Genomic DNA, 13,138 nt, shown 5'->3' with positions numbered 1-13,138 from the left:
GCCTTCTTTAAAAGCTAGATTTCGTTCGGCAGGGCTGCATGACCTTGAGGGTCGTGCAGCCTGTTCAGTCTGTGCGCCGCGGTCATCGCAAAGCGCAGCATCATGCCCTTGCGCGTCGGCGCGGGCAGGCGATGCTCCGGTGCATCGCAATGCATATGCGCACCATAGGCATCCGCTACGATCAGCCCAGTGTCGCCGGGAAAGATTTCGCACGGCAGATCCTGCGTGAAGGCGAAGAACAGCCGGTCGCAATGCGCGCGGTAGTCCGGCCATTTCTGATCCACCCGCAAATCCTCGATTGATGACTTGATCTCGACGATCCATATATCGCCGCGCTCGTTCAGCGCGACCAGGTCCGCACGCCGCCCGGACGGCAGCGGCAATTCGCTGACGCATGAGAATCCCAGCGACCGCAGCAGCCTAGTGGTTCCGCGCGCAATCGCCAGCGCCGTCTCCGACTGGCGGCGATCGAAAATCAGCGCGGGGGTGTGAACGGCATTCGATTCCATGGCGACAAACTTAGCCGATTTCGGCGGGGCCGCCCATCACGTCTCCCGCCAGTCTGCCGCACGAATGTCGCAAGCCGGACGCAAGTTTTCCGCAAGCGGCAGCGGGCGTGTCCTTTCATCGCAGCAGCCCGGATTACGGAGACATCCCATGAGCTTAGCCCATCTCAGTCGCGTCGTCCTGCTCGCGGCTGCCGCAACTCTGCCGCAAGCAATTTTCGCCGGTTCCGCGCAGGCCAAGCCGACCGTCGAAGTCGCCTTCGTGCTCGACACCACCGGTTCCATGAGCGGGCTGATCGAGGGCGCCAAGCGCAAGATCTGGTCGATCGCAACCACGATCCTCGACAGCAATCCCGACGCCGACATCCGCATGGGCCTCGTCGCCTATCGCGACATCGGCGACGATTACGTGACCAAGACCTTCGACCTCACCACCGACATCCAGGATCTCTATGGCAACCTGCTGCAGGTCCGGGCGAAAGGTGGCGGCGACTGGCCGGAAAGCGTCAACGAGGCACTCGATGTCGCCGTCAACAAGCTGCAATGGACCAAGGGCAACGATGTCAGGCGTATCGTCTTCCTGGTCGGCGACGCACCGCCGCATATGGATTATCAGCAGGACACGAAATACACGATCACGCTCGAAGTCGCGAAGCAGAAGGACATCATCGTCAACGCTGTTCTCGCAGGCGCCGCCCGCGATACGGAGAAGGTCTGGCGCGACGTTGCCCAGCGTGGCGACGGCCGTTTCATCGCAATCCCGCAGGATGGCGGCCAGATCGTCATCATCGAGACACCCTATGACGAAGAGATCATCATCCTGCAGAACGACATCAACAAGACGGTGATCCCCTACGGCCCCCGCGCGCTGCAGAAGCATACCGAGAGCAAGACACGACAGCTCTCTGAAGTCGCAGCGGCGGCGCCCGCCTCGGCAACGGATATGGCGAGCTACATCAACAAGCGCGCGAAAGTGTCGTCGGAAGCCGTGACCGGCGGCGGCGACCTCGTCAGCGACGTGTCCGCCGGCAAGCAGAAGCTCGACAGCGTGAAGGAAGATGAATTGCCTGAGGCCATTCGCAAATTGTCCCCGCAGCAGCGCGCCGATGAACTCGGCAAGCAGATGAAAGATCGCAAGGCGCTGAACGACAAGCTGACCGCGCTGGTGGCCAAGCGCGATGCATACCTCATGACCCAGCGCGACAAAGCGCCGGCCAAGGCGTCATCTTTCGACCGCGAGGTGGAGGCGACGTTGAAGGTACAGCTGAAGAAGTGATCTTTTCCTCCTCTCCCCCGGGCGCGGCGCAGCCGCGTCTGGCGGGAGAGGGTGGATCGAACCGCGTAGCGGTTCGAGACGGGAGAGGGGGCGCTTTTCTCAAGGGCCCTCTCCCGCCTTCGCTTCGCCATAGCCGATGCGTTGCATCGGCTTCTCTTTTCAAGAACGGCAGCCGGACGCCGCCTAGGCATCCTCTCCCGCGGCGCGCAGCTTCGCTGCGCTGGAGGAGAGGGGAAGAAAGAAACCGCCCAAATTCCCCTTTTCTCGCCCGCAAAAATCAGCATTGTGGCGCGATGACAGATGAAACCGAACATAAAGCCCAGGCCGGGGGCGCCATCATTCCGGTGACCCTGTTTCAGCAGAACTGCATGTTGCTGTGGGATGAAGCCACGCGGCAGGCCGTGGTGATCGATCCCGGCGGCGACGTGCCGCTGATCCTGGACGCCATTGCCAAGGCCAATGTGAAGGTCGAACAGATCTGGCTGACCCACGGCCATATCGACCATGTCGGCGGCGCCGACGAGCTGCGCGAGACGCTGAAGGTCGAGATCATCGGCCCGCATATCGCCGATACGTTCCTGCTTGAACATGTCGAGGACAGCGGCGCTAAATACGGCATGACGGGCACCCGCAATTTCATGCCTGACCGCTGGCTCAATGAAGGCGACACCGTCAGTGTCGGCGGCCTGACATTCGACGTGCTGCACTGCCCCGGTCATTCGCCCGGCAGCGTCGTGTATTATAGCAAGGCGATGAAATTCGCCCATGTTGGCGACGTGCTGTTCGCAGGTTCCATCGGGCGGACCGACTTCCCCGGTGGGAGCCATGAAACATTGATCAATTCGATCATGACCAAGCTGATCCCGCTCGGCGACGATGTCGGGTTCATCTGCGGTCATGGCCCCGGATCCAGCATCGGCCAGGAGCGCATGACAAACCCGTTCCTCACCGGCGAGGCGTAATTCCGCCATGAGCGATGACGGGAGCTTCGGGGAGCAAAAAGCGCTTCCTGCCGAGCTCTGGAACGATGAGCGGCGCCCGCGCGACGCCGATCGGGCTGGTCAAGATCATGGAGTCGCAGATTGGCTTCGGCTTCTCGGCGCCTTTAGAGATTGGTCCAGTCCTCGATCTGCGATGCCGCAATGGTTCGCTTGGGCTGATACGGATTCAAGGTACCGGCCGTTGCGGTCCAGCCTTTGGCCAGGATTTCCCGGGCGAACAGTTTTGCATCGATTTCGGATTTGAAGGTCCTGGTCGTACGCACACCGTTTGTCGCGCGGGTGTCGGACTTCACTGATTTGTCGGGGCCAAACGCCACGTACCAGATATCGGGCTTCGTCATCATAGTGTAGTAACGCGAATTGTGACGAAAAGTTGCATCTCGTGTGGCATGCTCGAGCTCGGCAGGCCTTACCCCTTGGTCGTATGCCGCGGCTGGACAACATCCGATACCAGGCCGAGCTTCTCCAGCAGGCGGATCGTCAGATAGGTGGTGTCAAACTCCCACCAGCGATGGCCATGGCGCGCGGAGCGCTGGTCGGCGTGGTGATTGTTGTGCCAGCCCTCACCATGGGCGAGATAGCCAATAAACAGATTGTTGCGACTGTCCTCATCGGTCGCGTAGTTCCGATAGCCCCATATGTGCGTCACCGAATTGACCGCCCATGTCTGATGCCAGACGAAGACTGTTCGCACGAAGACCGCCCAGACGACAATGCTGAGAGCGAACTGCACGGCCTCGGCCCATGAGCCGCCCCACAGCAGTTTGCCGGCCAAGCCTGCAAAGAAGAAGACGTTGACCTGGATAAGCAGGATCTTCAGCTGCCAGAGATTGCGCTCCAGCGCGACATAGAACGGATCGCGCAGAACATCCTTGGCATATCGTTCATAGATGCCGAGGCGGGACAGGTCTGGGTTCTTCACCAGCAGCCAGCCCATATGGCCCCAGAAGAAGCTGGCAAGCGGGCTGTGTGGATCCGGCTGCTCGTCGGACTTCTCGTGATGACGGCGATGGATGGCAACCCAGCGCGCCGGCGTATCCTCGGCACAGCAGATCGCCACGACAACGAACGCGTGCTCCAGCCATTTCGGGCACTTGAAACCGCGATGCGTCAGCAGCCGGTGATAACCGATATTGATACCGATGAGGCCGAACAACCGCGCTGCGATGACCGCCACGATCACCGCTGTCCAGTTGAAGAACATCGGCATCAGAGCGAGCAATGCGAGTGCGTGAAAGGTACCGATGGTGAGCGTGTTAAGCCAGTCGATCCGATAAGGCTGAACGCCGTCCGGCAACGCGAGACCTGTCTCGGTGCAATCGGCAAGGGGAACTTGCAGTGCGATGGCAGGGGCGATCTGATCGCGATTGCTGGTGGCCATCGTTCTCCGCATCCGGGCGATTGATCGCCGCGTGGTGCTCGTGTGATTCCCCTGCACTTCTCTACGCGAGAAGATCGGCGCTGACTACGGATACGCTGCAGGCCATAGACGGAACAAAACAGGCCGCCCGAAGGCAGCCTGTTCGATAAATCGCTTAGCGATCGGCTTAATCGATCACTTCGACGATGCGATGGGTGCGCGGCTCGACGAGCACCGTGCGACCATTGACCACGGTGTAGCGGTATTCACGGGCGGAATTGTATTCCGCTGGAACCTCGTAATAGGTCACACCGCTCTCAGGCAACACGGCACCGACACGAACTTCGTTGCTATAGGTGTAGGATGGGCGACGCTGTTCCACGACATAGCTGCGGAACCGCGGACGATCGTCGACGCCGAGCACACCGGCTACACCGCCGACAACACCACCGATGGTGCCGCCAACGATAGCGCCCACAGGACCGGCTGCGCGCTCGCCATCACGCGCGCCACGCTCAATGCCCCCGGGGACCCCCTGAGCCAAAGCAACAGCGGAAAGAGCCATCGTGGCGACGATGGCAGCGGTTCCGAGAAGACGGCGGATCATGATGATCTCCAGTTTTGATTGATCTGTATTGCGCCGATACAAGTTCGCGGTCGCACAATGGTTCCGGAGATCGAAGTATTAGAACCTGCGCACAGAGGCTGAAATTTCTGGAGAGATATGGAACCGGACGATCAGTTCGTGACCATCGCGCGGATGCGTCGCAAGAAATGATCGAGGTCGAACGGCTTGGTGATCATTTCCATCCCAGGCAGCAGAAAGCCCTTCGCCATAACGACGCTTTCGGAATAACCGGTGATGAACAGGATCTTCAAGTCCGGCCGCGCCTCGCGCGCTTGATCGGCAAGCTGACGGCCGTTTATGCCGGGCAGCCCGATATCGGTGATCAGCAAATCGATCTTCGGCGTCTCGCGCAGGACCCGCAAGCCCGACGGGCCATCAACCGCCTCGAGCACGCGATAACCTTCGTCCTGCAACATATCGACGATGACAGAGCGCACCACCGGCTCATCCTCGACCACCAGCAGGGTTTCGCCCGCGGCCACGTACTGATCGCCCTTCAGCGGCTCGTCATCCTGTGCGGCAGCATCTCCCTCATGGCGCGGCAGATACAGTTTCACGGCCGTCCCGATATCGAGCCTGCTGTCGATGCTGACATGTCCATTGGACTGACGCGCGAAGCCGTAGATCATCGACAGGCCGAGGCCCGTGCCCTGCCCGATCGGCTTTGTCGTGAAAAACGGATCGAAGGCGCGCGCCACGACCTCCGGGCTCATGCCGGTTCCGCTGTCGCTGACGCTGATACAGATATAGTCACCAGGCGTCAGAGCCGGCGCATTGGCATTGATGGCATCGACGCGCACATTCTGTGTCGCGATCTTCAAGTGCCCACCATCAGGCATCGCGTCGCGCGCATTGATCGCCAGATTGAGCAACGCGCTCTCCAACTGGTTCGGATCGCACAGTGTGCACCACAGATCAGGCGCCGCCGCGATATCGAGATCCAGCGTCTCGCCAATGGTCCGGCGCAATAGATCCTCCAGCGAGACGATCAGCACATTGGCATCGACACTTTTCGGAATCAGCGGCTGCCGCCGCGCGAAGGCCAGCAACCGGTGCGTCAGCGCCGCCGCACGATTGGCCGAGGTCATCGCAGCGTCGATATAGCGCGCGATATTGTCAGTGCGGCCCTGACCGAGCCGTGTCTGCATCAGGTCGAGCGAGCCGACGATGCCGGTGAGCAGGTTGTTGAAGTCATGCGCGATGCCGCCGGTGAGCTGGCCGACAGCCTCCATCTTCTGCGACTGACGCAACGCCTCTTCAGTGGTCTTAAGGCGCTCGGCGGCAGCTTTCTCGGCAGTGACATCGCGCGCCACACAATAGATCTGGTTCTGATCCGGCACCGCCGTCCAGGATAGCCAGCGATAGGAGCCATCCTTGTGGCGAAAGCGATTCTCGAAGCGGATCGTCGGTTCGCCAGCAGCAAGCTTGTCGACTTCGGCCATCGTCCTGGCCTGGTCCTCGGGATGTTCGAGCCAGCGCGACGTTTTGTTGAGCAGCTCGGCCTCGCTCCAGCCGAGCGTACGCGTCCAGGCCGGATTGACGGTGCGCCAGACGCCATCATAGTCGGCGACCATCAGGAGATCCTGCGACACGCTCCAGATCCGGTCGCGCTCACGCGTCTTGTCACGCACGCGCTGTTCCAGCGTCTCATTGAGGTCTGCAAGTTTTGCCGCGAGCTGGCGCGCCTCATCCTCGCTCTTGCGCAGCGCCTGCTCGGCCAGCACCTGATCGGTGACGTCGGTATGCGCACCGACCAGCCGCAGCGGCTTTCCCGCGTCATCGCGCTCGATATAGGACCGCACCGAAATCCAGCGAGTCTGGCCATCGCTCGGGCGAATGATGCGATACTGCACATTGTAGTCGCGTACGCCGCTTTTCACCGCGTCGCGAAACTTCTGCTCCGTCGCCTCGCGATCTTCTGGATGGATGCGACGCACCCAATCTTCGTGCGACTCATTGGCCGCTTCCGGCGGCAAACCATGAACGATCAGATATTCGGGCGATCGACGATTGCGGAAGCCGGTACGCAGATCGACTTCGAGACCGCCGATCTGGCCGATCTGCTGCACGCGCGCGAGCTCTGCTTCTCGCTCACGCAAGACAATAGTCGCTTCATGATCCCGGGTGACATCGCGGCAAACCACCAGCACGCCGCCGACGCCGTCATCCAGATCGAGCGGACTGTAGCTGTAGGTCCAATAGCTGTGTTCGAGCTTGCCGTTGCGCGTCATGGGGATCAGCTGGTTTTCGTGCCAGGTGGCACCGCCGCCACCCATCACCTGCACGATCTGCGGGCCGATGATGGGCCAGATCTCGTGCCAGAATTCACGGCCACGCGCGCCCAGCCCTGCGTGATGCTGTCGTACATCCATGGTCAGCGCATAGGCGTCGTTATAGAACTGGATGAGGTCCGGTCCCCACCAGATGAACATCGGGTGGTTGGTATTCAGAACGATCCGGATCGCGGTGCGCAGACTCTGCGGCCAGGTGTCCGGTGCGCCGATCGGATGCGATGCCCAATCGTAAGCGCGCATCAACGCCCCCATCTCGCCTCCACCGGCGAGAAAGTCGGGCGAATTCGGTCGATGGGCATCCAACATGCGCGGGCAATCGGTACGCAAGACCAGTCTGACGTATATCGAGAACTTAGCGCCCTGTCAGACCTGACGCAAATCGGCGCCGATCACGCCCTGTTACTTGTCAGGATTACTTGATGAGACCGGCAGCCGTGAGGGCACGGGTAATGGCACCATTGATATCGATAGATCGCCGTCCTGCGGGATCGCGGCGCGCGGCGCGTCGATCGCCTGACGTGCGCGGCTTTTGCGTCACCAATGAGACAATGTCATCCGCCGGGGCCGCTGGTTCCACGGCTGCAGCTTCGACATTGCGTGGTGCAAGCTGCCGGGTAAGGCCGAAGAACTGCGCGATATGATAGGAGGATGAGATGCCGGCTTCGAGCAGGAAGGCACCGGCGGCACCATAGGGCTCGTCCTGTCCGGCAATCGCCAGCGGCGTGCCATGCGCCATGTCGGTGATCGTGTAGGATTCCACGACGGTTTCACCGTCCTTGTTCCACCACACCTCACGCGGATAGCCGTCGACATCCACCGCCGACATCGGCGCCGGCGGCAGGCCGTGAAGATCGAGCCACTGCTTGACGATCTCGCCGGCATTGGCCGGATTGACGGTGCGATCGGCACTGCCGTGCCACACGGATACTTTCGGCCACGGCCCGCCATGGGGCGACGCCTTGCGGACGAGATTGCCGAGGTCGTTCGCGGGACGCGATGCCGCGCGATACATGCCGCTCAGCGCGTCCTGCATGGTGGTGGCGATACCATAGGGTAAACCCGCAATGATGGCGCCGGCCGCAAACACATCGGGATAAGTCGCAAGCATGACAGATGTCATCGCGCCGCCGGCTGACAGACCCGTAACGAAGATACGCTTGCGATCCACGTCATGGTCCAGTGCCATCTGCTCGATCATCTCACGGATCGAGAGCGCTTCGCCGCTATCGCGCGCGATGTCATCGGCATTGAACCAGTTGAAACACGTGTTGCCGTTATTGGACGACTTCTGTTCGGGCATCAGCAGCGCAAAACCATAACGCTCGGCGAGACCAGACCAGCCGGTGCCGACGTCATAGCCAGAAGCGTTCTGGGTGCATCCGTGCAGCACGACGACCAATGCCGGGTTTGCTGCCAGCGTGGCGGGCACGTAACTGAACATACGGAGGTCGCCAGGATTGCTGCCGAAACCCGTTGATTCGCTGATCGGGCTCGTGCCGACAGGTGTACGGCCGCGCGCCAACCCCTCCAACGTATTGATTCCGGGCAGTTTCGGGAGATTGCGGAGGAAGTCGATATTATCGGCGAGAGACACGGCAGCTCCTAGGTCGTCAGGCTTATACAACAGTACCGACGACATATGGTTGCTGCACTGCAAAATAAAACAAATACGGTTTCAATATACCTATCAACGAAACGAGAGGCGCCACGGACGCTTCAGAAATTACCTATGTTACAAAGAAAGCCCCGCAGGGCCGGCCATAACATGGCCACGCCATACGGGGCGAGTCGGGGAGACGATGACGCGTTATTGCTTCATGTCGTTCTTCATCATCTTGTCTTTCTTCATGCTGTCCTTGTGCATGGAATCCTTCTTCGCGCTGTCTTTCGACATTCCCTGGGTACCCGTGGTCCTGGCCTCGCCGTCCCTGGCGGTCGTGCCGGTGCCCATCTTGGTTGAATCCTGACCCGAAGGCCCGGTCGCCTGGGCGAAGGCTGCGAACGGAGTGACGCCGATGGCCGTGGCGCAGATCGCAACAAGAATGGTTTTCCGCATGGTTAGCTCCTGTTGAGTGAACGGCCTTCAACGCGACGTCAGTCGGAACGTTCCTGTTCCCGTCGGCCGTCAATTACCGGTTCCGCACACGGTTTCGCGATTGAGGTCACACCAGCCCGGCGATATGCAAAAGCACACCCGCGCCTGCACAAGCCAACAGTATCTGCAGCAGACCAATCCTCAGATAGAAGACCCCAAGCAGGGCCGCCACCGACAGCGCGACAGCCCATCCGTTGACGCTGTGCAGAACCGGCATGTCGAAGCTCAGTCCGAGCGTACGAACAGGTTTCACGTCGCGAAACATCGTGTGGATGGCGAACCATATCGCCAGGTTGAGGATGACGCCGACCACTGCGGCGGTGATCGCCGCCAGCGCGGCACTCAGCGCGCGGTTACCACGCAGGGTTTCGACGAACGGCGCGCCGAGAAAAATCCAGAGGAAGCATGGCGCGAAAGTCACCCAGGTCGCGAGCAATCCGCCAAGCGTGCCCGCCAGCAACGGTGGCAACATCCCCGGTGCGCGGAAGGCAGCCATGAAGCCCACGAATTGCAGCACCATGATCAACGGACCAGGCGTGGTTTCGGCCATGCCAAGGCCATCGAGCATCTCACCCGGTTTCAGCCATGCGTAGTGATCGACGGCCTGCTGCGCGACATAAGCGAGAACCGCATAGGCGCCGCCGAAGGTGACCATCGCCATCTTGGAGAAGAAAACGGCAATCTGACTGAACACGTCATTGCTGCCGAGCGCCACGAGCAGCACAGCGACGGGCGTGAGCCACAGCACCAGCCAGACGGCCGCAACGATGAGCGACTGCCGTACACTCGGCCGGGCATGGAGAGGAAGTTGATCCCCGAGCAGACTATCAGCGTCACCGCCTGATGACCCGTGGCCCGCACTCACCGTGAAGGCCGACAGACCGGCCCGACCGCCGAGGAAGCCAATTGCTGCCGCACCGAAAACAATCACCGGGAACGGCACGTCGAGAAAGAAGATCGCGAGGAAAGCGATGGCGGCTAGCGCGCGCATCACGTCGTTCTTCAGTGCGCGGCTACCGACCCGCACCACCGCCTGCAGCACGATCGCGAGCACCGCGGCCTTCAAGCCGAAGAACAGCGCCGCGACGATGCCGACATTGCCGAATGCGGCATAGATCCAGCTCAGCACCATGATGCAGATCGCACCGGGAAGGATGAACAGCCCGCCGGCCATCAGCCCGCCGGCGGTCCGGTGCATCAGCCAGCCGATATAGGTCGCAAGCTGCTGCGCCTCCGGGCCCGGCAACAGCATGCAGTAGTTCAGCGCATGCAGAAACCGGCTCTCGGAGACCCAGCGTTTCTCGTCGACGAGGATGCGATGCATCACCGCGATCTGCCCGGCTGGACCGCCGAAGGAAAGCAAAGCGATCCGCAGCCACACCGAAAATGCCTCCGAGAAGGACACGCCGTGGGTCTGCGGCTCGGGAATGGCCGGTGGTGCGACCGAAGTTACTTCCGTCATCTCAAGCTTTCGTCTTTGCTGTCGGCCAGTTGTGGGTTTCGGTGCTGGCATCTCGGCACCAGCGATAGAACGCATCGTACAGATTCAGTCCAGCCTCAAGCTGCTCGAGATCGTCGGCATACATTCGCGACAGGCCGAGTGACGCCGCCAGCAGGCCTGGCGCTTCCGGGGCGAGATCGAGCCGTGCCGTATCCGCCGCGCGGACAATGGTAGCCAGCCGCAGCAACGGCGGCGTGGCGAGGCCGAATTCCTCGATCATCACATCGAAGGTACAGAGCTCGCCGCGATGGCTCCAGAACACGCCTTCGATATCGAAGGGTGCAGCATCAAATTTCTCGCCGACGGCCGACACTTCCGACGGCGCAACGAACATAAACAGCGCCGCCGGATCGATGAAACGCCGGATCAGCCAGGGACAGGCAATGCGGTCAATCTTCGGGCGTTCGCGCGTCACCCACAGGGTGCGGCCCTGCGAGTTTTGCGGCGGCAACTTGCCGGCGGGAACGCGCGGCAGGCCTGCATTCTCCCATTCGACATATCCACCTTCCAGAACCTCTGCCGGGATACTGGCATCGCGCAGCAGCGCGGCAACGCCGTGACTGAGCTTGAGACCTTTCTGGCAGATCACCATGGCGGACCGACCGCGCAGCGCTGCGGCCCAACCATTCACGTCGCCGAATGGCCGCCGGACCGAACCTGGCAGGAGAAACGGCGACCGAGCGAAATCCTCGTCGGTGCGGACATCGACGAGCGCGGGACATTTCGGCGTCCCGATCAGGCGAACGAGTTTTTCAACGGAAATGCTGTTGATCGATGACATGGCGCGTCCTTGCAGGAATGCGGGACGCGATACTTGGGCATGTCGCCTCGTGGGGAGATCGCTTTGTCCCCATACCCCAGTATCAAGCCATCGCGATTGACCTGTCAAGGCGCGTGCTGGGCGGTCAAACGCCGTGCTGGAATTCTACGCGTTGCCCGCGCGGCGCATCCAGAGCAGAAAGCCCGCACAGGCGGCGACCGACAACACGCACAATGCGAAGCTTGCGAGCAGCGCGATGACTGCAGATGCGGCGGATTGCACCGCGAAATAGACCGCGCCGATCGCAGCAACGCCGGCTGCGTTGGCGATTTGCGTCGTGGTGCCGTACATGCCCGAGCCGGCTCCCGCGCTCGACGTCCGCACGGTCGACAGTACGGCACTGGACAGCGGCGCCATGACCAGACCCTGGCCGTAACCGAATACGGCAAGCGGTACCGCTAGCAGCGACGCAGACGACGCGTTCACGGCCAGCACCGTTACAGCCAGCGCGGCGAGACCGATGATCTGCACCACGCAGCCCTCGATCAGCACCAGCGTGCCACGATGGCGCGACCGCATGCCGCTGTGACGCGATGCGACGATGAAGGCCAGCGCCAGCGGTATGAAAATGAGACCGGCCCGCAGCGGCGGAATGTGCAGCGTGTTCTGCATGAACAACGTCATCACCAAGTAAAATGACAGATTGGCGAAGAAGAAAAAGAACACCGCGCACAGCCCGCGCATGAAAGCAGCATCCGCCAGCAACGCCAGATCGATCAGCGGCATGCCACCGCGCAACGCGACGCGGCGCTCGAGCCTGACGAAGCCGGCGATCACTGCCGCACCCGCAGCCATCGCCAGCCACACCGACGGCGCCCAGTGCAATTCGTGCCCGAACAGCAGCGGGCCGATCAGACCGAGCAGTCCGACGAACAGCACCAGCGCACCCGGTATATCCAGCCGTGTGCCTGGACGGCGAGGAACGGATGGCATCAGCCGCCACGCCGCCGCGATGATGACAAGTCCCACCGGTACATTGACGAAGAACACCGCACGCCAGCCGAGGCCTGCAAGGTCCATCGTCACCAGCAGGCCACCGAGCAGAAAGCCCGCAGCGCCGGCAAGACCGAGCACGATGCCGTAGACGGCGAAAGCGCGGGCGCGGGTTTCATCCACAAACAGCATATGGATGGTGGCCAGCACCTGCGGCACCATCAGCGCCGCAGTGGCGCCCTGGGCCAGCCGTGCCAGAATCAGCTCCGGTCCGGATTGGGCGAGCCCGCACCACAGCGACGTCAGGGTGAAGCCGAGCACGCCGGCGAGAAAGGTGTTCCTGGTGCCGTAGATGTCACCGAGCCGGCCGCCGGTGATCACCAGCGTCGCATATCCGATCAGATAGACCGCAATCACGGCCTCGATCTGCGCCGCGCTGGCACGAAGCTCGACCGCGATGGTTGGGATCGCGACATTGACGATGAAGGCATCGACCCCAAACATGAACTGCGCCGCAACGACGATCGCCAGCACCCACCAGCGGCGCGCGGAGTCGACAGGATTGGCGACGATCTGGTGCATGGTAGCGCCTCGCTCAACGGTTCGGCCTGAAGCAGCCGTCCGCTTTGATCCCAGCTTCCAGTCATCGCGTCGATTACCTCGGAGGTAGCTTTATTCAATTGAGCTCTCCCGTCGGGATTGGTCGGCGCGCTGACCGCAGGCC

At 61.6% G+C, this 13,138-nt stretch carries 12 protein-coding genes; 2 read left to right on the top strand and 10 right to left on the bottom strand.

All coding sequences use genetic code 11. From position 1 onward, the window contains the following. Window positions 1–14: 14 nt before the first annotated feature. Entirely contained in the window at window positions 15–509 is a 495-nt protein-coding gene (locus AB8A33_RS28430; protein WP_439095801.1) for an MmcB family DNA repair protein, read from the bottom strand. A gap of 148 nt (window positions 510–657) precedes the next feature. On the opposite strand from AB8A33_RS28430, the gene AB8A33_RS28425 reads away from it, so the two are divergent. Both AB8A33_RS28425 and AB8A33_RS28420 read left to right on the top strand, forming a co-directional pair. After that, entirely contained in the window at window positions 658–1,782 is a 1,125-nt protein-coding gene (locus AB8A33_RS28425; protein ID WP_439095800.1) for a vWA domain-containing protein, read from the top strand. A 293-nt stretch (window positions 1,783–2,075) separates the two neighbouring features. Further along, window positions 2,076–2,744, top strand: coding sequence for an MBL fold metallo-hydrolase (locus AB8A33_RS28420; protein WP_439095799.1), 669 nt, complete (start codon window positions 2,076–2,078; stop codon window positions 2,742–2,744). Between the two features lie 143 nt (window positions 2,745–2,887). Here AB8A33_RS28420 and AB8A33_RS28415 read toward each other — a convergent pair whose 3' ends face one another. From AB8A33_RS28415 to AB8A33_RS28375, 9 genes are all read right to left on the bottom strand, one after another. After that, entirely contained in the window at window positions 2,888–3,124 is a 237-nt protein-coding gene (locus AB8A33_RS28415) for a hypothetical protein (RefSeq protein WP_439095798.1), read from the bottom strand. Between the two features lie 68 nt (window positions 3,125–3,192). Beyond that, on the bottom strand, window positions 3,193–4,164 hold the full coding sequence (locus AB8A33_RS28410) for an acyl-CoA desaturase (RefSeq protein ID WP_439095797.1): 972 nt from the start codon (window positions 4,162–4,164) through the stop codon (window positions 3,193–3,195). 166 nt (window positions 4,165–4,330) lie between these two features. Next, window positions 4,331–4,750, bottom strand: a complete 420-nt coding sequence (locus AB8A33_RS28405) for a DUF1236 domain-containing protein (protein WP_439095796.1) — start codon at window positions 4,748–4,750, stop codon at window positions 4,331–4,333. A 131-nt stretch (window positions 4,751–4,881) separates the two neighbouring features. After that, on the bottom strand, window positions 4,882–7,371 hold the full coding sequence (locus AB8A33_RS28400) for a PAS domain-containing protein (protein WP_439095795.1): 2,490 nt from the start codon (window positions 7,369–7,371) through the stop codon (window positions 4,882–4,884). A 106-nt stretch (window positions 7,372–7,477) separates the two neighbouring features. Next, window positions 7,478–8,659, bottom strand: coding sequence for an extracellular catalytic domain type 1 short-chain-length polyhydroxyalkanoate depolymerase (locus AB8A33_RS28395; RefSeq protein ID WP_439095794.1), 1,182 nt, complete (start codon window positions 8,657–8,659; stop codon window positions 7,478–7,480). A gap of 213 nt (window positions 8,660–8,872) precedes the next feature. Then, on the bottom strand, window positions 8,873–9,121 hold the full coding sequence (locus AB8A33_RS28390) for a hypothetical protein (RefSeq protein ID WP_439095793.1): 249 nt from the start codon (window positions 9,119–9,121) through the stop codon (window positions 8,873–8,875). Window positions 9,122–9,227: 106 nt separating this feature from the next. Further along, a complete protein-coding gene (gene chrA / locus AB8A33_RS28385) occupies window positions 9,228–10,622 on the bottom strand; it encodes a chromate efflux transporter (protein WP_439095792.1) in 1,395 nt (464 codons plus the stop codon). Between the two features lies 1 nt (window position 10,623). Beyond that, the gene (locus tag AB8A33_RS28380) at window positions 10,624–11,442 is read right to left on the bottom strand and encodes a chromate resistance protein ChrB domain-containing protein (protein WP_439095791.1); all 819 of its coding nucleotides are present in this window, start codon (window positions 11,440–11,442) and stop codon (window positions 10,624–10,626) included. Between the two features lie 144 nt (window positions 11,443–11,586). Next, window positions 11,587–12,996 (bottom strand): MFS transporter, encoded by a 1,410-nt coding sequence (locus tag AB8A33_RS28375; protein WP_439095790.1) that lies wholly within the window; start codon window positions 12,994–12,996, stop codon window positions 11,587–11,589. Between the last annotated feature and the right edge of the window lie 142 nt (window positions 12,997–13,138).

The sequence above is a fragment of the Tardiphaga sp. 813_E8_N1_3 genome (assembly GCF_051811025.1).
GTDB lineage: Bacteria > Pseudomonadota > Alphaproteobacteria > Rhizobiales > Xanthobacteraceae > Tardiphaga.
The sequence above is the reverse complement of the archived record's forward strand: the minus strand, read 5'-3'. Positions and strand labels throughout refer to the sequence as shown.